This is a genomic window from Lentzea flava, from assembly GCF_014648475.1.
In the GTDB taxonomy this organism is placed as follows: domain Bacteria; phylum Actinomycetota; class Actinomycetes; order Mycobacteriales; family Pseudonocardiaceae; genus Lentzea; species Lentzea flava.
This window is the reverse complement of record NZ_BMRE01000003.1, coordinates 20,501-42,739: the sequence shown is the minus strand read 5'-3', so window position 1 is coordinate 42,739 and position 22,239 is coordinate 20,501. Positions and strand designations below refer to the sequence as shown.

Sequence of the window (22,239 nt, the reverse complement as noted above, 5' to 3'; positions counted from 1 at the left end):
CTTCAGAACGAGACGGGAACGGACAGCGGACCGCGGAAGAACGTGTTGGTCTTCCACTCGACGTCACCGGCGATGCGCAGGGTCGGCGCGAGCGTCACCAGGCCGCGCAACGCCTCCTGCAGCTCCAGCCGGCCGAGTGCCGACCCGACGCAGTGGTGCAGGCCGTAGCCGAACGCGAGGTGCCCCTGCGCGTCCCGGCAGATGTCGAGGTGATGGGGGTTCTCGAACCGGGTCTCGTCGTAGTTGGCCGCACCGATCGACACGAGCACCGGATCGCCCTCGCGCACGAGATGCTCACCGACCTGGACGTCCTCCATCGCGTAGTGGGCGAACATCGCGCTGGAGGCGAGCGGCACGAACCGCAGCAGTTCCTCCACGGCGTTGTCGACGAGCGACGGGTCCTCGACGAGCCGCGCGAACTGCGCCGGGTGGTCCAGCAGCGTGATCAGGAAGTTCGGGATCTGCGCCGACGTGGCCTCGTAGCCCGCGACGAGGATCGCGATGCACAGCAACACGAGCTGCTGCGGCGGCAGACCGCTCTCCGCGAACGAGCTGAGCAGGTCGTCCTTCGGGTGTTGCACCCGTTGCCCGATGAGCCCGCCGATGTACTGCGCCAGCTCCTGGATCTCACGGGCGGAGTCGGTGGACATCAGGGCGTCGTTCCAGGCGCGGAACTGCTCCTGGTCCTCGACGGGCACGCCGAGCAGCTCGCAGATCACCGAGACCGGGATGGGCAACGCGAAATCCCTGACGAGGTCCGGGTTTTCTTGGTGCCGCATCTCGTCGATCAGCTTGCGGACGAGCTGCCGGACGTGCTCGCGCAGGCCTTCCACACGGCGTGCGGTGAACGCCTTGGCCGCGACCGAGCGGATCGCCGTGAGCTGCGGCGGGTCCATCGACACGATCCCGGCGGGCACGCGGTCGAACACCCTGGGCGCGTCGCGTTCGTGGGCGAGCGCGCGGCTGAACCGCCTGTCCCCCAGCACGAGCCGGGCTTCGGCGTGCCGGGTGACGAGCCAGGCGGGTTCGCCGTGCGGCAGCTCGACCCGCGTGAGTCCGTCGGCGTGCAGCGCTTCGGTGTACTCGGGCGCCAGTGCGAGGTTCGTGAACTCGTTGAACGGATACTTCACAGTGCTTTCCTGTCGACTTTGCCGACCGCTGTGCGGGGGAACTCGGTCACGATCCGCACCCGGTCGGGAAGCTTGAAGTCGGCCACGCCGAGGGCCTGGAGGTGTTCGACGAGGTCCCGCCGGGTCGGCGCGGTGCCGTGCGGGATGACGACCGCGCAGGTGCGTTCGCCGAGGTACTCGTCCGGCACGCCGACGATCGCGACGTCGTGCACGCGGGGATGGCTGAGCAGGAGGTTCTCGACCTCCTCGACGGGGATCTTGTCGCCGCCGCGGTTGATGACGTCCTTCTTGCGGCCGTCGACGACGAGGTTGTCGCCGACGAACTTCACCAGGTCGCCGGTCTTGTAGAAGCCGTCCTCGGTGAACGAGCCGTGGTCGCCGTCGAAGTAGCTCGTGATCGTGTACGGGCCGCGCACCTGGAGTTCGCCGTCCACGACCCGGATCTCGTCATCCGGTGACATCGGCCGTCCCTGCGTGGTCACCTTGACCTCGTCGGGATCGTCGAGCCTGGTGAAGTTCAGCAGTCCCTCGGCCATGCCGTAGACCTGCTGGAGATCGCAGCCCAGCTCCGGCCTGATCCGCCGCGCGGCCTCCTCCTTCAGCCGCGATCCGCCGACCTGCAACAGCTTCAGCCCGGTGCGGCCGCCGTGGTCCAGCCAGACCAGCGCGAGCGGCGGCACCAGCGCGGTGACGGTGACTCCTTCCCGCTCGATCAGCGGGAACGCGGTCTCGGGATCCGCGCTGGTGGTGAGCACGACCGTGCCGCCGGCGTGGAACGTGCCGAGGATTCCGGGGCACGCCAGCGCGAAGTTGTGCGCGATCGGCAGCGCGGCCAGGTAGACGGTGTTCTCGTCGAGACCGCAGAGTTCCGCGCTGGCCCTCGCGTTGTAGTCGTAGTCGTTGTGGGTGCGGGGAATCAGCTTCGGCAGCCCGGTCGTGCCACCGGACAGCAGCATCAACGCGACGTCGTCCGGGTCGGGGCCGTCGAGGGTGACGGGATCGGCGTCCGGGACGTCCTGCGCGCTCCCGAAGTACCCGGCGGGCTCGGCGACCCTGGTGAGGTGCTCGATCTCGGTCGTCTTGTGCTGCGGCAGCGCGTAGACCGGGACCGCACCGACGCGGAACAGGCCGAACGACAGCGCGACGAACTCCGCGACGTTCGGCAGGTGCACGATCACCCGGTCGTTCCTGCTGATCCCCTTGCGGTGCAGGCCTGCCGCGACGCGATCGGCCCACCTCTCCAGCTCGGCGTAGGTCCACCTGCGGTCGCCGTCGACGAGGGCCGTGCGGTCAGGCCACTTCTTCGCGCTGTCCGTGAGCAGCTGCCCGAGCGTGCGGTCCCGCCAGTAGCCCTTGGCGCGGTAGTCGGTCAACGCTTGTCCTTTCTCGCGACGAACACGCGGTGGCCCAGCGCGTGCAACGGATGGTCTTCGTGCGGCAGGTCGAGCACGAGCTCGAACTGGCTCCGCAAGGCCTCTCGCCACTGGTCGTGGGTGAGGAACGTGCTGCTCTTGCGCGCGTCCGTCGGCTTCGCCATCAGGAACGCCTGGGACATCAGCACCCACGGCTCTTCGACCGTCGGCTCGCTGATGATCAGCCAGCCTTGCTCTGCCATCAGGTCCTTGAGGCGCTTGAGCGACGCGTCGGTGTCCTTGGCCGCGTTCAGCACGCCGCCCGCGATCACCACGTCGAACTCGCCGGGATCCTGACCGTCGGCGTCGATGTCGAACGTGCCGTACCTGTTGCCGGGGAAGCGTTTCCCGGCCTGGTCGACGAAGTACCTCGACACGTCGGTGATGAGGTAGTCGGTGAGCGGGTGGAGGTTTCCGAGGACGTGTTCGGTCGTCGCTCCGGTGCCGGCGCCGATCTCGATGATCCGCAGCGGCCGGTCCAGTGCCCGCACCACCGCCGCCACGGTCGCGTGCTGGTAGCGCCCCATGACGTTCTCGCGGTACAGCGCGTCCGCCAGGTCCATCCGGCCCTCGGGGAACATCAGCGTCGTCGGGTCCACCTCCCCGCTGAACAGCTGTGGCAGATGGTTGGCGCACCTGCGTGCGTATTCGATGGTGCCGGTGCCACCGGTGGCCGCCCGCCACGCCTCCTCCGCCTCGTCCCAGCTGGCGCCTCCGGGGTTTTCGAGCGCCTTGTGCCAGCGTTCGAGAACGTGTTCCTGTTGGGGCAGCACGGTTTCGATGTGCGGCAACGCGTCCCGCATCGCCTGCAGCGCCGCGTTGCTGAACGTCCTGACCGCTTCGACGGCCGTCGTCCAGTCCTGTTCTTCGGTTTTCGGCTCTGGGACGTCTTCTTCTGCGTGGACGAGCTCGATCGGCGGCCAGTGCAGGTCGAGCTTCTCGCCGTGGTAACGGATGGTCTTCAGGTTGCTGAGGTCGGTCAGCATCGCGCTCGGGTCGTCCGGCAAGGCTTTCAGGATCGTTGCCGGGAGCGTGATTTCCGTTGTGCGCTCGCGTTCGAGGTAGGCGAGGACCTTGGCCGGGTTCATGTGCGCCTCCTCGCCACGAACAGCTGCTGGCCCGACTCGTCCGGGGTGCTCGGCTCGGTGTCGAAGCCCGCGGCGGACAGCTCCGCGCGCCACTCGTCGGCGGTCAGGAAGATCCGTTCGCGGGTGGTCGGTGGGCTGAGCAGGAACTGCATGCCGGTCAACGTGATCGCGCTGTCCCTTGTGGATTCGGTGAACAGGAGCAGGTCTGCGGCCCGATGGATGCGTTCGAGCGTCTTGCCGATGTGGGTGGCGTTGTGCAGGACGTTGCCTGCGATCACCACGTCAGCCTGCTGGTCGAAGTCCTCGTTGATGTCGAGGATGGCGGTCTTCACGCCGAACCTCTGTTCCGCGGCTCTCGTGAAGACCGTGGAGACGTCGGTGAACAGGTAGCCGGCCCGGAGCGCCTTGGCTGTGGTCAGGCCCGCGCCGCCGCCCAGTTCGAGCACGGTGGCTCCGGCCGGGATGCGGTCGGCGAGCTGCTGGTTGAGGCGGTCGGTGAAGACGTTGGTCTGGTAGGCGGCCAACGCGGCCAGGACGTCGCCGTCGTGGAACAGCAGCTGCTGCACCCCGATTTCCGCTCTGAGGAGCTGCGGCAGCTTGGCCAGGGCCTGGCGGTGGAAGCGGGCCATCCTCGGTGGGAAGCCGAGATCGTCGTAGGCCTCCTCGAACTCCAGGCCCGGTGGCGTCGGGCGGCGGCCGGACGGTTCGGTGATGGCGTTCCAGCGGTCCAGGAGCCAGCGGTACCGCGGGGCCGCGTCCTCGAACGGCAGGTGGGCCGCGATGGCTTCGACGCAGATTTGCTCGAGTGTTTGAAGCGGGGTCACAGCACGCCCTCCACCAGGTCTTCGTACGGGTGGAGGTGCTCGACGACGCCGGGCTTCAGCACCTCGGCGGCGAAGTGACAGCCCTGGGGGACTTCGCTTTCCGCGACCGCCTTGACCGCGTGGGCAACCACCGTGCCGGTGAGTTCGCCGTTGCCGCGGCCTTTGACGACGACCGTGCGGTCGCCGGTGTCAACGGCCACGAGGGCGAACGGGTCGCGGCCTGCCAGGTCGAGGTGGCTTGCCCGGCACAGGGCTTCGACCGCTTCCGACTCCGGGAGGGTGTGGACGCGGTCGAACGCCTTGAGGACGTGGTCACCGGATATTGCGCTGTACCAGTCGCCGTGGTCGAGGCCGAGGGCTTGGGCGGTGCGGCAGGCTTCGTCGTCGAGGTACGGCAGGAGGGTGACCTCGCCGGGGAGGAACGGGAGGTCGGCTCGGCGGCGGGTCGCGGCACGGGGCCGGGGGCCGTTGCGCCAGGCTGCCAGCGGTTCGTTCCGGCCGCGGAGGAAGTCGGCGGCCGCGGTCGGGGTGAAGTGGTCGAGCACGGCCAGGTAGACAGACATCGAGGTCGGGCCACCCGCCCCGCTCAGCGAGCCGATCTTGTCGGTGCTGCCCGGTAAACTGAAGATCTGGGGGTCCCCCAGGCGAGGGGACGCCTGCGCAAGCGTGCGGCCGGCGGCAGGTAGCCGGTGCACCCACCGCGGCAAAAGCCCGGTCAGGCCCGGCTGCAGCCCCGCGCCCACGACGGCGGTTCGCTCCGTCGCCCAGATCTCGCCCGAGGCGTCCACGTAGTCCGCCCCGGCCCGTTCCGCCGCCCGCAACACCCGATCACCGATCTCGTGCGACGGCCCGGCGCAGTTCACCACGATCCGGCATCCGCTAGCGAACCCGTCGAGCGAATCCCTCGAACGGAAGTCCACGCCCGTCCGCCGCCCGGCCCGCAGCACCGGCCCCAGCCCGAGCTCCTCCACCACCCGAGCCGCGTGCCACCCGACATCCCCGAACGCACCCAGGACCCCGATCACGCGACCAACCGCCAGCCCTGGGTCCGCTGCCGCTCGTTCCAGAACGCCGTGTACCGCCCACCGGACGCAAGCAACGCGTCGTGCGTCCCGCGCTCGGCGATCCCGCCGCCGTCCAGCACGAGGATCTCGTCCGCGGCCACCACGGTCGGCAGCCGATGCGCGATCACCAGCAGCGTCGAGCGTTCCCGGAGGGCCTGCAAAGCGTTCTGCACGAACCGCTCGTTCTCCGGGTCCAATGCGGCCGTGGCCTCGTCCAGGATCACGATCGGCGCGTCCTTCAGCACCGCCCGCGCCACGGACACCCGCTGCCGCTCGCCGCCGGACAGGGCCGCGCCGCCCTCGCCCACGTGCGTCTGCCAGCCGCGGGGCAGGCGCGCGACGATCTCGTCCACGCCCGCGAGCCGGGCGGCTTCCCGCACCTCGTCGTCGGTCGCGTCCGGGCGGCCGACCCGGATGTTGGCCTCCAGGGTGTCCGCGAACAGGTAGACGTCCTGCATCACGATCGACAGCTGCGACATCAGGTCCTCAGTGGACAGTGAGCGGACATCGACGCCGCCGACCGAGACCGAGCCTCCGGTGACGTCGAAGAACCGCATGATCAGGCGGGTGATCGTGGTCTTGCCGGAGCCGGACGGGCCGACGATCGCCGTCATCGTGCGCGGCGGGACGACGAACGACACGTCCGACAGCACCGGAGTGGAGCCGTAGGCGAAGTCGACGTCGGTGAACTCGATCGAGCCCGGCGTCCGCACCGGCAACGACGAAGGCGGTTCCGGCAAGGGCTTCTCGTCGAACAACGTGGCGAGGCGGCGCAGGTCGTTGGCCGCCATCCGCAGCATGCCGCTCTGCCCGGCCAGTTCCGCCAGCGGGCCGGTGAACCGCGCGATCAACGCCAGCAGCGCCACGACCAGCACCGGTTCCAGCGGCAGCGACAGGGCGAAGAAGATCAGCGCGACGAACGCCAGCTGCACCGACAGGCCACCGGCCAGCAGGCGGGGCGCGGAGGACCACAGCATCGAGCCCCACGCCCGGCGCTGAGCCTCGATCGCGTCCTCCAGCGGCGGGTAGCCGTCGGTGGTGCGGCCGAACGCGCGCAGCACCTGCTGATTGCGGGCGAACTCCACGACGCGGTTGCCGGCGAGGACCGTCGCGTCGTGCGTGCGCGTCTCTCCGATGCCGACCCAGCGCGCAGCCCAGCGGTGCACGAGCCACAGCACCGGCGCGCACACCAGCACCGCGACACCGAGGCGCCAGTCGAACCACAGCACGGCCAGCACGACGGTCAACGGGGTCACGACACCGGTCACGACCGGCGTGAGCATGTGCGCGGTGACGTTGGTGACCATCAACGTGCCGGAGGTCGCGCTGCGGGAGAGCTTGCCGACCTTCTCCGACGAGAACCAGCCGAGCGGCAACCGCGCCACGTGGTCGCCGAGCCGGGTGTGCAGGCTGGTCAGCGTCACCAGCGCCAGCGCGAAGCCCTTCATCGTCTGCACGTACCGCGCCACGCAGGCCAGCAGAACCACCACAGCCGTGGTGATCAGCCACGACGAAACCGCTTGCCCCGTCAGCAAAGCGGTCAGCAACGGCACGAGCAGCGCCATCGCGACGCCTTGCAGCACGGCATAGGCGACCAGCCAGGCCAGGTAGGCCCGGACGGACCGGCGGTGCTCCGGTCCCATGATCGTCATCAGGTCCCTGATCACAGCGCCACCTCCGCGGACGCCTGCCACATGCGGGCGTACCGGCCGTCGAGAGCCAGAAGTTCCGAGTGCGTGCCGAGTTCCGACACGCGTCCGCCGTCGAGGACGGCGATCTGGTGCGCGCCGGAGATCGTGGCGAGCCGGTGGGCGATCACCAGGACCGTGCGGCCGCGGCACAGCACCGACAGAGCGTCCTGAATGGACGCCTCCGACTCCGGGTCGGCGTACGCGGTGGCCTCGTCGAGCACGAGGATCGGGGTGTCCGCGAGCAGCGCGCGGGCGATCGAGACGCGCTGGGCCTCACCACCGGAGAACACCGGGTCGACCGTGTCGTACCCGTCCGGCAACGAGAGGATCTTCTCGTGGATCCTGGCGGCGACGGCGGCGGCGACCACTTCCTCGTCCGACGCGGAGGGCCGTCCGAGCCGGATGTTCTCGAACACCGTGCCGTGCAACAGCTGCACGTCCTGGAGCACGAACCCGACCTTGCGGTACAGCACGTCCGGGGCGATGTCGCGCACGTCGACGCCACCGATCCGCACAGCGCCGGCCGAGACGTCGTAGAACCGCGGCACCAGCTTGGCGAGCGTCGACTTGCCCGCACCCGACCCGCCCACCAGCGCGGTCACCGTGCCCGGCTCACACACCAGCGAAACGCCGTCCAGCACCGCCTTGGAGCCGTCGTAGCTGAACGAGACGTCGTCGAACTCGACCAGGTGCCCGTCCGGCTCCACCGGGTCGGCGGGCAGCGGCAGCTCGGGCGTGTCGAGCAGCGCGACGATCCGCTCGGCCGCGGCCACGGCCCTGCGCTGCGCGGTCAGGCCGTTGTTGAGCGTCAGCAGGGTGGTCGGGATGACCATCGCGACCAGCACCTCGGCCAGCAGGTCGATCGGGTCGACAGCCAGCGCGACACCGCCGGCCAGGCTCACCAGCGCCACCACCGGAGCGGCCAGCGCCATCGAGGTCAGCGCTTCGAGCCGCAGGATCGGGCGCACCCAGCCCGCGTAGCGGTTCCCGTACTCCCCCACGGCCTCCAGGTAGCCCCGGTGCGCGCGGTTGGCCTGCCCGAACGCCTTCACGACGGTGATGCCGTGCACGAACTCCACGATCGCCGCGCTGACCCGCGCGAACCCGGAGTCGAGCTCCCGCATCTTCTCCGCGAAGCCGCGCATCATGAACGCGTAGGCCACGAGGTAGATCGGCAGCGTCGCGACGGCCAGCAGCGCCAGTCGCCAGTCCAGCCACACCAGGTAGGCGATGCCGCCCAACGGCAGCACGATCGCGCCGGTGACCTCGACGTCGTGGTGCGCCAGCAGGTGGTGCAGGTCCTCGATGTCGTCCTGCGCGGCCTTCCGCACGGCACCGGAGGTCGTGTCGGAGTACCAGCCGAGCGGGACCTTGCCGAGCCGCGCCACGATCCGGCGCCGCAGCAAGGCCTGCAGCTTCGCGTCGGCGACGTGCGTCAGGCCGAGCGCACCGCCGTTGCACAGGAAGCCGACGACGAGTGCTGCCGCGATGATCACGGCGGTACCGGTGGCGTCCTGGCCAGCGATCAAGCGACGGCCCAGCTCGGCGATGCCGATGAACGGCACCAAGGTGGTGAGCGCTCCGACCGCGCCCAGCACCACCCCGGCACGCGTCCACCACACCACTGGTCGGCGGAGTTCCTTCAGAGCGCTCATCGCAGTCCCTCCGCCAGATGCGCCGCCACGACATCGACGTGCGGCGGTTCGATCACGCTGAAGTGGTTGCCCGGCACGTCGATCACCTCGAACGCGCCGACGCACGTCTGTTCCCAGAACGGCGCTGCCAGGTGGCCGACGCCCGCGGTGATGCCGAAGTCCTGTTCCTCGGTGCAGCGCAGGAACCTCATGTCGCCCGCGTACGGTTCGGGGTCGAAGCGCGCGGCCTGCATGCTGTGCCGGCACACCCGGAACAGCGACGGGATGAGCTCCGGCCCGACCGGAAGCCCGGCCTGCCGGGCGGCCAGCGCCGTGTACTCCGCGAGCCGTTCGTCCTGGGTCAGCTCGTGCCGCTTCCGCACGGCTTCGGCGACCGGCGCGAACTCGCCGGACAGCGCGGCCATCGCACCGGCCGGGACGTTGCGGTCGTGGTCGGCCATCAGCTTCTCGATGGCCCGGTACACGAGATCGCTGTCCACATCGGACCCGAACACCGCGGCCACCGGGTCGAGACCCAGGTTCGGGGCGAAGATCGCCTCGAACGCCAGCTCCTCGCCGGTCTCGATGAACATCGGGATGCTGTCGACGAGCGTCAGGTCCGCCACGTCGGCACCGCGTTCCAGCAAGCGCCGCGCGACCTCGGTGGCGAGCAGGCCGCCGAGGCAGTAGCCGATGAGCTGGAACCGCTGGTAGCCCTCGTCGAGGAGCCGTTGCGCGTACTCGTCGGCGATCCGCGGGATCAGCTCGCGTGGCGGGATCTTCAGGTATTCCTCGGCGTCCGCGACCGCGACACCGACGACCGGGCCGAGGTTCTGGGCGGCCAGTGCGTTGCCCAGCGAGTGGAAGTAGTCCATGGTGCCGAGCGCCGCGTGGAACATCACCCGCGTGGTCCCGCCCTCGCCGCCGAACGGCACGAGCAGCGAGTTCCCTCGTTGCACGGCAACGGGTTCCTCCTCCTCGGCCGCGGTGCGCAGGGCACGGGCGAGCGCGGACACCGTCGGCTCGTTGAGCATCTGGCGCAGCAGGGTGTCGTAGGCGAACGGCGCGGCCTCCTGCACCTCCTCGCGGAGCTTGCCCGCGACACGCGCCAGGATCAGCGAGTCGGCGCCGCGGTCGTAGAAGTTGTCGTCACGGCCGATGCTCGCGAGACCGAGCGCGTCGGCCCACAGCGCGCACAGCCGCCCTTCCAGCTCGTCCGGTACGCCCGACGCCGCTTCCGGTTCGGGCTGCGTGATCTGCCACCGCACGAGCTGCTTGCGGTCGACCTTGCCGTTTCCGGTGAGCGGCAACGCGTCCACGACCTGCACGACCGGCACCATGTGGCCGGGCAGGCGATCCGCGACGAACCTCGTGAGCTCGTCGGCCCGCACCGGCTTGCGGTCGGTCTTGAACCGCGCGGCGAACACGTGCATGTCGTGCGGCGCAAGGACGTGGTCCGGTTCGGGCAGGCACAGCACCTCGTGACCGCCGGCCGTGTCGATGATCTCCAGCCACTCCGCGCGGCTCGTGAACGACCTGGGCTGCATCATGAAGCCCTGCGTGAGCAGGATGTGCGGCAGGTCGGCCGTGGGCTCGGTGAAGATCAGCCAGCCGCCGGGCGCGAGCAGCTCGACGGCGTTGCGCAACGCCTCGGCGGGGTCCTGGGTGCTGTTCAGGACGCCCGCGCAGAGGACGACGTCGAACGAGTTCGGCGCGAGTCCCTGCGCGCGGTAGTCCTGGTCGATGTCGAACACCGCGAACCGCGCCTCGAACCGCTGCTTGGCCTCGGCCAGGAAGAACGGCGTGATGTCGGTGTAGAGGTAGTCGACGTCGAACCCCGCCAGCAGCGGCAGCACGGCCTCGGTGGTCGACCCGGTGCCCGCGCCGACCTCCAGGACCCGCAGCGTGCCCTCGTGCGCGGCGGCGATGCGGTTCATCAGCGCGGCGACGGCGTGGTTGAGGTAGCGCGAGATCTCGTCGTCGCGGTAGATCGCGCGGGCGGTGTCCAGGCCGCCCTCGGGAAAGAGCAGCTCGAACGGGTTCTGCTCGCCGTTCAGCAGCGCGTGGACGCGTTCGACGTGGTCGAGGTGGTAGCGGACGAAGGCCTCGGACGCCTTGACGTCGTCCCAGGTCGCGTCGCCCCCGGCCAGCGCGTGCCACTTGCGCACGAGCCAGCGGTGGCGTTCGTGCACACCCGGCAGGATCTCTTCGAGCGAGCCGCCGCGTTCCTCCAGCGCGCGGCGCATCGACGCCCTGGCGGCGGCGTGCAGGGCGGCGGGGTCGCTGCTGCCGTCGACCTGGCGTTCGGCGAACCGCTTCACCGGTTCGACGTTCAGCGGTTCCGGGGCGGTGGTGCGGGCCGTCTCGACGAAGCCGAGCAGCGCGTCACCCGCGACCACGACGGCCGCGCCGCCCGCGCTCGGGTGACCGACCAGCGTCGCCTCGATCTCGCCCAGCTCGACGCGGTGGCCGCGGATCTTGACCTGGGTGTCCTCGCGGCCGAGGAACTCGATCTCGCCGCCGGGCAGGTAACGGCCGAGGTCGCCGGTGCGGTAGAGCCGTTCACCGCCGACCGTGACGAACTTGCGCGCGGTCAGCTCCTCGTCGCCGAAGTAGCCGGTGGCGAGGCCCGCGCCGCTGATGCACAGCGCACCCGGTGTCCACACGGGACAGTCCTCGTCCTGCTCGTTCAGCACGCGGAAGCCCTGGTTGGTGAGCGGGCGGCCGTACGGGATGCTGACCCAGTCCGGTTCCACCCGCTCGATCCGGTGGTGGATCGACCAGATCGCGGCCTCCGTCGCGCCGCCGAGGCTGATCAGCTCCGCTTCCGGTGCGAGGGGCCTCAGCTGGGCGGGCAGGGTGACCGGGATCCAGTCGCCGGACAGCAGCACCAGGCGCAGCGAGGTCAGGTCGCCCTTCTCCGACTCCAGGTAGTTCGCGACCATCTGCAGCTGGGCGGGCACCGAGTTCCACACCGTGACGCCGTGGTCGTGGACCAGCTCGGCCCAGTGCGACGGGTCGCCCGGCCGGTCGGCGCGCGGCATCACGAGGGTGCCGCCCGCGGCGAGCACGCCGAAGATGTCGTAGACGCTCAGGTCGAAGCCCAGCTGGGCCAGCGCGAGCACGCGGTCGTTCTCGGTGACGGCGAACCTGCGGTTGATGTCCTCGACGGTGTTCTGCGCGGCTCGGTGCGTGATCATCACGCCCTTCGGGTCGCCGGTCGAGCCGGACGTGTAGATCACGTACGCGAGCTGGTCCGGATCGCCCGTGACGGCGGGGACTTCGGCGTCCGGCAGGTCGCTGAGCCAGTCCGCGTCGATCACGGTGCGGATGCCCGCGAGCATCTTTTCCCTGCGCGGCAACGGTTGTGTGGTGTCGACCGGCACGTATGCGCCACCGGCGAGCAGGACGCCGAGGACCGCGACGACCTGGTCCGGGCCCTTGTCGAGCACCACCGCGACGCGTTCGGCGGGCTCGACGTCGAGCTTGGCGGCGACCGCTGCGGCGCGGTGGGCGAGTTCGCCGTAGGTGTAGCTGCCGGCGATGGCTTCCTTGTCCGGGATGCGCTGTGCCTGGGCGAAGAAACCCTCGTGCAGCAACGCGTCGGAGAGCGGGGCTTTCGTGTCGTTGACTCGGGCGCGTTCCTCGGCCTGGTACCGGGGCAGCGGGACCGGGCTGGTGCTCTGCCAGGCCTCGTCGGCGGTCGCGAGGTTCGTGAGCAGCGTGGTGAAGGCCTCGAACATGTCCTCGACGAGACCGTCCGGGTAGATGCCCTCCCGGACGTCCCAGTTGACCTGCAGGCCGTCCGGGCCGTCGGTGACCTGGCAGTCGAGGAACACCTGCGGCGTCTGCGTGATGCCCTCGCCCGCCTGGCGGCCGCCGAGCCCGATGCCGCTGGTGAACACGACGGGCATGAGCGCGGCGTCGCGGCCCTTGCGGCGGGCGATCTCGCGGACCACCTCGACGCCGGAGAACAGGCGGTGGTCGAGGTCGTCGAACAGCTGCGCGGCGATCTGCTTCGCCTGCTCGGCGAACGTGCCCTTCTGCGTGACCGCGAGGAGGCTGACGCTGGTGAAGTCGCCGACGAGCCGGTCGACCTGCGGGTGCAGCGGAGTGCGGTTGAGCAGCGTCAGGTTGATGCTGAACTCGCTCCTGCGAGACCACTTGCGCAGCACGGCGGCGTAGGCGGCGAGCACCGCGGACGAGGCCGTGACGCCGTGCCACGTCGTGCGGTTGGTGAACTCCTCCCAGTCGGTGAGCGTGGTGCTGAGCCGGCGGAACCGGGCAGGCCCTGGGGTTTCCTTCGTCGGCAGGTCGGGTGCGGCGGGCAGCGTGTCGATCCGGCCGAGCCAGTACTCGCGGTCGCGGCGGTAGCGGCTGGTGTCGCGCAGGCCGCGTTCGGCGAGCAGGTAGTCGCGGAAGGTGATCTCCAGCGGCTCCAGGGGTTCGCCCTTCAGGAGCGCGTCGAGCTCGGTGAGCAGGACCGTGGCGCTGGCCCAGTCGGCGATCAGCGAGTCCATCGAGATGTGCAGCTTGTTCTCGCTGACGCGCAGGTCGTGCAGCGGCCACCGGTCCGTCTCGTACGTGCGGTGGGCCATCTCGGCGCGGGCGGTTTCCGCGTCCGACTCGTGCACGCGGAGGCGTGGCACCTCGGGGAGGACGTGCTGGTAGCCGTCGCGTTCGACGACCGCGCGGAGCATGTCGTGCCTCTGGATCAGCTGGTTCCAGGCGTCCTCGACGTTCTGTGCTCGGACGCCGGGCATCTCGACCTCGAGGTAGCCGTGGCAGCCGACGCCGCCGTAGCCGAACTCGTTGTTGCGCCCCAGCAGGTAGGCGGTCTGCACGTCGGTGAGCGGGAACGGCTCGTGCCGGCTCGCCGGATCGGGTTTCACCTCCGGCTGGGCGAGCAGCTCGATGATCTCGGTCTTGTTCGCCCTGAGTGCCTGCTTGTGCTCGTCGGTGAGCACGCCGCGGGGTGCGCGGAACCGCAGCTGCCCGTCCTCGGTCCACAGCTCGACCCCGAGCCCGCGCAGACTCGCGACGATCTCGTGTGTGCTCATTTCGCTCCCAGCTCGAAGACTCTGTCCGAAGTGGACTCGACGACGTTCGGGTCGTGCGTGATCAGCACGACGGCGAGGCCGAGTTCCGCGCGCAGTTCGTTGATCAGCCCCAGCACCCGCGCCTGCGTGCCCGCGTCGAGCGCCGACGTGACCTCGTCGCAGACGACGACGTCCGGCCGCGCCGCGAGCGCCCGCGCCAGCGCCACCCGCTGCCGCTGCCCGCCGGAGAGCTGGTGCGGATACCGGTCCGCGATCGCGGGGTCCAGGCGCACGGCCGCGAGCGCGCCTTCGACGTCCGGCCCGCACCGGCTGATCGAGGTGCGGACGGTGTGCATCGGGTGCAGCGCCTCGGCGGGGTTCTGCGCGACCCAGCCGACGCTGCCGTTGATCTCGATCCGCCCGCCGCTCGGCCTGTGCAGCCCGACGAGGCAGCGGGCGAGCGTGCTCTTGCCGGCCCCGGACGGTCCTGTGATGGCCAGGCATTCGGACCGGCGGACGTCGAAGCCGATCCCGTCGAGGATCGTGCGCTTGCCGTGCTTGGCCATGAGGTTCGTGGCTTTGAGCACGACCTCACCGATCTCGACGCGCGGCCTGGCTATCTCGGGAACGTCCGTGTCGGCGAGCGTGATCACCCTGTCCACCAACGGCTTCACCGTGTCGACGTCGTGGCTGATCCACAGCAGCGCGACCCCCTGCTCCCGGATCCGCTCGATCTCCGCGAGCACCTCGGCCTTCGCCCGCGGGTCCAGCGCCGCGGTCGGCTCGTCGAGGACCAGCAGCCGCGGGTCGCGGGCGAGGGCGATCGCGAGCACCACCCGTTGCTGCTGCCCGCCCGACAACTGGTGCGGGTACCGGCTCGTGAACTCCCCCGGCAGCCCGACCCTGCCCAACAGCTCCGCCGAAACGACCTTGCCGATCTTCCGGTAGGGGTTGAGCGCGACGCCGGGATCCTGCCCGACGTACCCGGCCACGCCGCGCCGCGTAACCCGCCCGGCCTCCTTGGTGACGCCGGGCCGCTGATGGCCGAGAACGGAGAGCGCCAGCGTCGTCTTGCCGCACCCGGACGGCCCGACGAGCGCCACGGCCTCGCCTTCCGCGATGGTCAGGTGCGCGTCCTCGACGACCGCGCGCCCGCCTGCTCTCAGCGTCAGTCCTTCGACCTCGACGAGTGTCATGCCCACTCCCCGACGCGATCGGCGACTCGGTTGGCGGACACGGCGACGACCGCGATCCCGACCACAGGGGCCAGCAACGCCACCGGCTGCAGCGCGGCACCCGGCAGGGCTTCGACGACGAGCAGCCCCCAGTCGGACGACATGGTGCTGAGCCCGAGGAATCCCGCCGCCGCCACGAGGTAGACGGCCATGACGAACCGCAGCCCCAAATCGGCCAGCACGGTCGTGCCGATCAACGGCAGCACCTCGCGGCCGAGGATCCAGGCCGTCCTTTCGCCGCGCACCTTCGCGTGCTCGACGTGCGCCTTGCCGATGACCTGCGCGGCCGCGGCGTGCACGACCCGCGCCGACAACGGCACGCTCGCCAGCGCGACCGCGAACACGATGCCGGCGCGATTCGGCATGGCGGTCAGCACGAGCAGGAGCACGAGGATGCCCGGCACCGCGGCGACCGCGTCCCACGGCCGCAGGACGAACGGGCGCCACCAGGCGGCGACCAGTCCGATCAGGGTGCCGGCGCCGGTGCCGAGCGCGGCCGCGGCCAGGCTGGTGAGGACCATGGGGCGGCCGCCGTGCATGAGTCGGGACAGGACGTCGCGGCCCAGGTGGTCGGTGCCGAGCAGGCCCTGCGTGGAGTACGGGAGGCCGACCACGTCGGTGGCGGCGTGGGGTGCGAGCTCCGGTGCGATCAGGATCAGCGTGAGGAGGGCGAGCGGCCACCAGCCGCGCTTGAGGCCAGCCACCAGGCGGCGCTGCCAAGCCTTCCCGTCCTGCTCAGGCCGAGCCGCCCGATCTTGTCGGTGGCGCCGGGTACGTTGGGTCGCGGGGGATCCTCCATCACGGGGGACCTCTGCGCCAGCTTGCCCGTCCCTGCTCACCGCGCCACCAGCGCGCACCTCCGGGCTCACCGCGCCACCAGCGCGCACCTCCGGGCTCACCGCGCCACCGGCAACCGAGACGGCACCCGCGCGGTCGGCGTCACCGGCAACTGAGACGACACCCGCACGCCCGGCATCACCGGCACTCGCTGCATCCCTAGCCAGCCCGTCCCGGCCCGCCGCGCCACCCGCGCCCAGGCCCGCCGCGCCACCCGCGCCCAGGTCCGCCGCGCCACCAGCGCCCACGTCCCGGCTCACCGCGCCACCCGCAACCGAGGCGTCAGCAGCACAACGGCCCAGTCCGCCAGCACCAGCGCGCCCAGCATCGCCGCCCCGATGATCAGCACCAGCGCCTGCACCACCGGCAGGTCGCCGGTCCGCACCGACGACACCAGCAACTCCCCGATCCCCGGATACCCGAACATCTTCTCCACCAGCACGGCCCCGCCCACGAACCCGACACCGGTCACCAGCCACACCTGCACCGCCACCGGCAACACCGCGGGCAACACGGCCTGCCGCAGTACGTCACGCCGGGAAGCACCGTTGAGCCACATGAACTCCACGTGCGGCGAAGCCAGCACCCCCACGGCCGAAGACCTGATCACCCGCACCGCGTAAGCAAGTCCGACCAGCAGCAACGACAACACCGGCAGCACCAGCACCGAAGGCGTGGAAAGCGGCGACGACCCGACCGGCACCAGCGACACCGCGGGCAGCCACCGCAACGACACCGCGAACACCAGGACCAGCGCACCGGCCACCACGAACTCCGGCACCGACACCAGCAGCAGCGCGCCACCGGAGATCACCCGGTCCGCCGAGCGCTGCCAGGCCGCCCACACCGCGAGCCCGAACGACAGCGGCACCAGCAACACCAACGTCACCACGCTGAGCAGCACCGAGTTGCCGACGCGATCCGACAACATCGAGGCAACCGGCCGGCCCGACGCCGAGACACCGAGATCTCCTTGCAGGACACCGACAACCCACGAGCCGTAGCGCTCCAGCACCGGCCGGTCCAGGCCGAGGTGTGCGCGCACCTCGGCGATGCGCGCGGGTGAGGCGGTGGCGCCCAGCCGGGCCGTGACCGGGTCGCCCGGCAGCAGGTCGACGCCCACGAACACGGCGAACGACAGCAGCACCAGCAGACCCAGGCTGGTCAGCAGCTCTCTCACGCCAGACCGGCCTTGCCCAGGTACGGGTACTTGGGCTGGTCGCGCACGTCGACGCCCGCGACTTCGCGACGGGCCAGCGACAGCACGTCGGCCAGGCCCCAGACCACGGTGTTGCCGCGGTCGTACATCACGTTCTGCGCGGTCTCCCAGGCGGAGGCGCGCTCGGCCTCCGAGGCGGAGGCGATCGCGCGGCCGAAGGCGGTGTCGAACTCCTTGTCGCCCAACGCGAGCGGCGGGAACCCGCTGATCCGGCCGTAGATCACGGCCAGCGCGGAAGGGCCGCTGGAGAACGCCACCGCGTCCGCCGCCGCCACCGCGGACGGCTCGAAGAACTCGGCGGGGCCGACGATCTGCGGCTTGACCGTCAGCCCGATGTCCTTGAGCTGTTCGGCGACCAGCTGCGTCGAGGCGTTGTAGCCGATCTCCCACTCCGCCGACCGGAACGTCACCGAAGCACCGGACAAACCCGCCTCGGACACCAGCTTCCGCGCCTGGTCGACGTCGCGCTTCAACGGTTCGCGCGCGGTGAAGTACTTGGCACCGGCGCACAACAGGTCGTTGCCCACCGTGCCGTAGCCGAGCAGCACCGAGTTCACCAGCGCGGCGCGGTCGATGCCCAGCCGCACGGCACGGCGGGCGCGCGGGTCGTTGAACGGGGCCTTGGTCGCGTTCAGCACGAAGCCGAAGCTGGTGCGGGCGGAGGCACCCGCGGTCCGCACCTCGAAGCCCGGCACACCGGTTTTGGCCGTGGTGAACGGGATGTCGCCCGCGAAGTCCGCCTGGCCGGTCGACACCGCGTTCACCTTCGCCGCCGGGTCGCTCAACGACAGCAGCACCAGGGAATCAGCGGGCGACGACCCCGCCCAGTGGCCCTCGAACCGTTCCAGCCGCGCTTCCCGTCCCGCCTCGAACGCGGTCACCCGGTACGGGCCGGTGCCGACGGCGGAGGCACCGGTGAAGCCGTTGGGCACGATCTTCGCGGGGAACGCGGCGAGGAACAGCGCCGGATCACCGACGGGCCGCGAGGTGGGCACCACCAGGGTCAGCGGGTCGACCACGCGGACTCCAGCCACGTCGAAGTACGCACCGAGCTGCGTCGGGTACGGGCGGTCCGGCGAGCACATGTACTTCAGGCTGTAAGCGACGTCCTCGGCGGTGAAAGCCTTGCCGTCGTGCCACTTCACGTCCGGGCGCAGCTTCAGCTCGAACGACGACGGGCCGGGCGTGACCGACAACGCCAGCGCGGGCTCGACCGCCGCACCGCGCAGGGCGAACAGCGCGTCGTAGATCACGTCGTTGCGCACGAAGTCGACCGGGGATCCGCCCGCGAACGGGTCGATGCTCTCCGCGGCCCCGCCACCGGTGAAGACGGCGCGCAGGGTGCCGCCGCGCCGAGCCTCCACGACGGCGTTCTGGACGGGCGCCGCACCGGGTGCGCCACCGCAGGCGGTCAGCAGGGCACCGACGCCGGCCAGGCGCAGCACGTCACGACGGTTGAGCGACATCACAGGTCCTCGTCTTCGGTGAGCACGGTGATGCCGTGCAACAGGGATGGATCAAGAGCGGAAGCAAGCCCGGCCAGGCGGATCGCGCGCACCCGCGTCACCGGGCCGGCAGACACCTCGAACACCGGATCACCGGCCACGATCTGGTCGAACACCGCGCGATCGGCCGGCGCGACGTCCATCAGCACGCCGATCAACTCCGAAGCGCCGTTCGGATGCGTGACCGAGGCCGGGTGCTGCGGCGGGTCGTACGGCGTCACCAGGAACGGCACGGAAGGGTTGCGCGGATACGCGAACGAGAACCGGATCCCGTCCCGCTCCCACGGCACGACCTTGCCGATCGGCACGCCGGCCGACGACGGCGAATCCACCAGCACCGCGACGTCGCAGAAGCCCTCTCCGGCCACCGCCCAGCCCGCCATGCGCGTCCCGGATCCCTTGCCCCACAGCAGGTTCAGCGGAATCCGCGAGAACCGCGCACCGGCGGGCGTGGTGACCAGCTCGATGATCGGCCCCTTGGCGAACCACACGTGGGCGTGCCGCGAAGAGGCGGGCTTCACCTCGAAGCCCAGCGCGCGGAAGTCGGCGACGGCGCGATCCAGCGACGCCACCTTCACCAGCACATGACTGCAGCTCACGACACCGCCAAAATCTCGTCGAGGGGAATGACACCGGGTTCGGCCGGGCGAATCAGTGCGGGCAGGCCCAGCACGGCGCTCAGCTCGCGCCACGCGGTCGACACGCTCAACGCCCACTGCCGACCGGCCGGGTCGTGCAGGTCGGCCAAAGCACGCGACACGGCCTCTGGCCACAACTTCGCGAAGACGTCCACATAGGACACAGCAGAGCCGAGCACGACCACGTTCGGCGTGGACAGGCGCTCAGCGTCCATGATCAACCGGCCGGCGGAGTCGCGCGGCGAGTGCAGGCGCGGGTTCCACAACACGGGGCCGTGCGTGTCGGCGAGCTCCAGTACCCCGCCCTCGCAGCCGATCGTGATGCGGTGCAGGAAGAACGAGTGGTTGTCCGGATCCTCGGGGTGCACCTCGTTCTGCACCCGCAACGTCAGCGGGATCCCGCCGATCCGCCCGTGCAGGCTCACGAACGGCCCGCCGCGCGAAACCGGCCCGAACTCCCACGGCCGCAACCCGGCGATCCGGCCGAGCACGTCGATCAACGGGTACAGCACCTGGCTGTTGCAGGCCGCGTCGATGAACTCGATCCGCTGGTGCCGCTGCAACACCTGGGCCACCGCGAGAAACCTCCGCACCGGCGAGAGGTTCGGATACAGAGTGTTCACCGCATAGGAAACACCGGCGGCGCGGGCCTCGCGCAACAACGACGCGATCTCGTCGGCGTGCACGGGATGCTCCTGCAACACGTGCACGCCACGCTTCAGAAAGGCCCGCGCGATCTCGGTACCGGGCCCACCCAGAGCACCGGACTTCAGGACCACGCAAGCGACATCGACGTCCGGGACCTCGTCGACCGAGGTGTACAGCGGCACTCCGCGCGAGGCAGCGCACTCCGCCGAGTAGGCGCTCCCCCGAGCCAGAATCCCCACCAGATCGGAACCCACCGCGTCCAGGTAGACGCGGCCGAAGGACGTACCTGCGACGACTACGCGCACGACGGCACCAGGAACCGGGAGACGCTGCGCAGCTTCTCGACCGTCTCCTCCAGCTCGCGCTCGGGCGTCGACTGCGCCACGATCCCCGCGCCCGCCCGCAGCCACGTCACACCTTCGCGCCGGAAGACGCTGCGCAGCACCAGAGCCGCGTCCAGCGATCCGTCGGCGTCGATCCGCACCACCGCGCCGCTGTAGAGCCCGCGCTCCGGCTCGACCCTGCCGATGAACGAGCACGCCTGCGCCTTCGGGATGCCCGACGCCGTCACCGCCGGGAACAGCGCGGCCAGCGCGTCCCACGGCGAACGGTCCGGCGCCAGCACCCCGGTGACCTCGGACGCGAGGTGCTGCACGCTGCCGCGTTCCTTGACCGACATGAAGTCCGCGACCTTCACCGACCCGTGCCCGCACACGCCGGTCAGCTCCGCCGCAGCGAGCCGCACGGAGATCGCGTGCTCGAAGACCTCCTTGGCGTCGCGGTAGAGCTCCTCGCGCCGCGCCACGTCGAACACCGCGTCGTTCAGCAACGCCCGCGTGCCGGCCAACGGCTGCGTGACCACCTCGCCCAGGCCGTCGACGCTGGTCACGACCTCCGGGCTGAAACCGAGCGCCTCCCAGCCGCCGAGCCGCAGCAGGAACGACCGCGCCGGGTCGTTGCCGCGCCTGCCCACCAGGTAGGTCGCGGGGAAGTCGAGGTCGGCGGGCAGCGGCACGACCCGCGACAGGATCACCTTCTCCAGCAGCCCTGCCCGGATGTCCGCGACGGCCGCGGCGACCGCCGTCCGGTAGTCGTCGGCGCCACACGTCTCGATCGGCGCCTGCACCCGTTCCTCACCGACGGTCAGCGGCGAGATCGCGGCCAGTCGTTTCTCCAGCAGCAAAAGGGATTCCTCGTCCACCGACCGCAGCACCGCGCTGCCGTCGCCGAACCGGATCTCGTCCCGCGGCACCGCCAGATGGCCGGTGCGCTCGAACGTGACCCAGCCGTAGGCGGTCCGCCCGTGGAACGCCGCCAGCTCCTCGATCCCGCCGCAGACGGTCTCGATCTCCCCCTCCGCGAACCACACCACGCCCCGGTTCTCGTAGACCACGTGCGGTTCGACACTCGCGCGCGCCAGCGCCGCGGCTGTCTCCAGCGGGTCGGCAGTCCACCGGACGCGCCGCTCAAACGTTCTCAAGGTCCCTCATCTCCAGGGTCGCTGCGACGATGCTCAGGACGGCGTCCACTTCGGACACCAGGTAGAAGTGCCCGCCGGGCAGCACGTGCCGCGCGAACGGGCCGGACGTGAACCGCGCCCAGCGCAGCGCCTGCTCCGGCGTCACCTCGCTGTCCGCCGACCCGAGCACCGCGGTGATCGGGCAGCTCGGCACCGGGCCGGGGCGGTACGCGTAGGTCTCGGCGATGCGGAAGTCCGCGCGGATCGGTGGCAGGAACACCGACCGTGCCTCGGGTTCGGCCAGAAGTGCGCCATCCGTGCCACCGAGCCGCACGACCTCACCGACCAGCTCGGCGTCGGGGAGCTGGTGCACCCGGCCGTTCTCGCGGCCGTCCGGCGCCTGCCTGCCCGAGACGATCAGGTGAGCGGGCGGTGTCCCGTGCCGGTGTTCGAGCACGCGCGCCGCCTCGAACGCGGCGATCGCGCCGAGCGAATGGCCGAACAGCACGAACGGCTTGTCCTTCGGCACCGCGTCGGCCACCGCACGGGCCAGCTCCGCAACGCTTGCGGCACAAGGGTCTCCGATGCGATCCGCCCGGCCGGGGTACTGCACCGCGAGCACCTCGGCCGGAAGCGCGCCCCAGCCGTGGAAGAAGCTCGCCGAGCCTCCCGCGTGCGGCAGGCACACGAGTCGCACCGCGGCACGTGGCCGGGGCGCGCGGCAGCGCAGCCAGGTTTCACTCTTCACGAACATCCCCCACTTGCCTCACCCGATAGAGTCATCGTGAGCACTACTGACAATGATTGTCAACGTCG

General features: G+C 70.6%; 16 protein-coding genes. All 16 read right to left on the bottom strand.

The features are described from left to right. Window positions 1-2 precede the first annotated feature (2 nt). Genes IEZ09_RS06850 through IEZ09_RS06775 form a run of 16 tightly spaced genes read right to left on the bottom strand, consistent with a single transcriptional unit; the run spans window position 3 to window position 22,171 of the window. A complete protein-coding gene (locus IEZ09_RS06850; RefSeq protein ID WP_189252736.1) occupies window positions 3-1,130 on the bottom strand; it encodes a cytochrome P450 in 1,128 nt (375 codons plus the stop codon). Beyond that, complete coding sequence (locus tag IEZ09_RS06845; RefSeq protein WP_189252735.1) at window positions 1,127-2,503, bottom strand: (2,3-dihydroxybenzoyl)adenylate synthase; 1,377 nt, start codon at window positions 2,501-2,503, stop codon at window positions 1,127-1,129. The genes IEZ09_RS06850 and IEZ09_RS06845 overlap by 4 nt, the downstream gene beginning before the upstream one ends. Further along, on the bottom strand, window positions 2,500-3,630 hold the full coding sequence (locus IEZ09_RS06840) for a class I SAM-dependent methyltransferase (protein WP_189252734.1): 1,131 nt from the start codon (window positions 3,628-3,630) through the stop codon (window positions 2,500-2,502). Before IEZ09_RS06840 ends, IEZ09_RS06845 begins: the two co-directional genes overlap by 4 nt. Further along, the gene (locus tag IEZ09_RS06835; RefSeq protein ID WP_189252733.1) at window positions 3,627-4,454 is read right to left on the bottom strand and encodes a class I SAM-dependent methyltransferase; all 828 of its coding nucleotides are present in this window, start codon (window positions 4,452-4,454) and stop codon (window positions 3,627-3,629) included. Before IEZ09_RS06835 ends, IEZ09_RS06840 begins: the two co-directional genes overlap by 4 nt. Next, the gene (locus IEZ09_RS06830) at window positions 4,451-5,479 is read right to left on the bottom strand and encodes a saccharopine dehydrogenase family protein (RefSeq protein ID WP_189252732.1); all 1,029 of its coding nucleotides are present in this window, start codon (window positions 5,477-5,479) and stop codon (window positions 4,451-4,453) included. The genes IEZ09_RS06835 and IEZ09_RS06830 overlap by 4 nt, the downstream gene beginning before the upstream one ends. Next, window positions 5,476-7,185 (bottom strand): ABC transporter ATP-binding protein, encoded by a 1,710-nt coding sequence (locus IEZ09_RS06825; RefSeq protein ID WP_189252731.1) that lies wholly within the window; start codon window positions 7,183-7,185, stop codon window positions 5,476-5,478. Before IEZ09_RS06825 ends, IEZ09_RS06830 begins: the two co-directional genes overlap by 4 nt. Next, the gene (locus IEZ09_RS06820) at window positions 7,182-8,864 is read right to left on the bottom strand and encodes an ABC transporter ATP-binding protein (protein WP_189252730.1); all 1,683 of its coding nucleotides are present in this window, start codon (window positions 8,862-8,864) and stop codon (window positions 7,182-7,184) included. The genes IEZ09_RS06825 and IEZ09_RS06820 overlap by 4 nt, the downstream gene beginning before the upstream one ends. Then, the gene (locus IEZ09_RS06815; RefSeq protein WP_189252729.1) at window positions 8,861-13,903 is read right to left on the bottom strand and encodes a non-ribosomal peptide synthetase; all 5,043 of its coding nucleotides are present in this window, start codon (window positions 13,901-13,903) and stop codon (window positions 8,861-8,863) included. Before IEZ09_RS06815 ends, IEZ09_RS06820 begins: the two co-directional genes overlap by 4 nt. Further along, window positions 13,900-15,078, bottom strand: coding sequence for an ABC transporter ATP-binding protein (locus IEZ09_RS47665; RefSeq protein WP_189252728.1), 1,179 nt, complete (start codon window positions 15,076-15,078; stop codon window positions 13,900-13,902). The genes IEZ09_RS06815 and IEZ09_RS47665 overlap by 4 nt, the downstream gene beginning before the upstream one ends. Then, the gene (locus IEZ09_RS06805; protein ID WP_229812300.1) at window positions 15,075-16,214 is read right to left on the bottom strand and encodes an ABC transporter permease; all 1,140 of its coding nucleotides are present in this window, start codon (window positions 16,212-16,214) and stop codon (window positions 15,075-15,077) included. The genes IEZ09_RS47665 and IEZ09_RS06805 overlap by 4 nt, the downstream gene beginning before the upstream one ends. After that, window positions 16,211-17,134, bottom strand: a complete 924-nt coding sequence (locus tag IEZ09_RS06800; protein WP_189252727.1) for an ABC transporter permease — start codon at window positions 17,132-17,134, stop codon at window positions 16,211-16,213. Before IEZ09_RS06800 ends, IEZ09_RS06805 begins: the two co-directional genes overlap by 4 nt. After that, window positions 17,131-18,639 carry an ABC transporter substrate-binding protein gene (locus IEZ09_RS06795; protein ID WP_189252726.1) on the bottom strand — a complete coding sequence of 503 codons (1,509 nt, stop codon included), beginning with the start codon at window positions 18,637-18,639 and terminating at the stop codon, window positions 17,131-17,133. The genes IEZ09_RS06800 and IEZ09_RS06795 overlap by 4 nt, the downstream gene beginning before the upstream one ends. Beyond that, window positions 18,639-19,277, bottom strand: coding sequence for a VOC family protein (locus IEZ09_RS06790; RefSeq protein ID WP_189252725.1), 639 nt, complete (start codon window positions 19,275-19,277; stop codon window positions 18,639-18,641). Before IEZ09_RS06790 ends, IEZ09_RS06795 begins: the two co-directional genes overlap by 1 nt. Continuing rightward, entirely contained in the window at window positions 19,274-20,269 is a 996-nt protein-coding gene (locus IEZ09_RS06785) for a Gfo/Idh/MocA family oxidoreductase (protein WP_189252724.1), read from the bottom strand. Before IEZ09_RS06785 ends, IEZ09_RS06790 begins: the two co-directional genes overlap by 4 nt. Next, window positions 20,260-21,444: a salicylate synthase gene (locus tag IEZ09_RS06780; RefSeq protein ID WP_189252723.1), complete on the bottom strand. Its 1,185-nt coding sequence runs from the start codon at window positions 21,442-21,444 to the stop codon at window positions 20,260-20,262. The genes IEZ09_RS06785 and IEZ09_RS06780 overlap by 10 nt, the downstream gene beginning before the upstream one ends. After that, on the bottom strand, window positions 21,431-22,171 hold the full coding sequence (locus IEZ09_RS06775) for a thioesterase II family protein (protein WP_370467651.1): 741 nt from the start codon (window positions 22,169-22,171) through the stop codon (window positions 21,431-21,433). The genes IEZ09_RS06780 and IEZ09_RS06775 overlap by 14 nt, the downstream gene beginning before the upstream one ends. Between the last annotated feature and the right edge of the window lie 68 nt (window positions 22,172-22,239).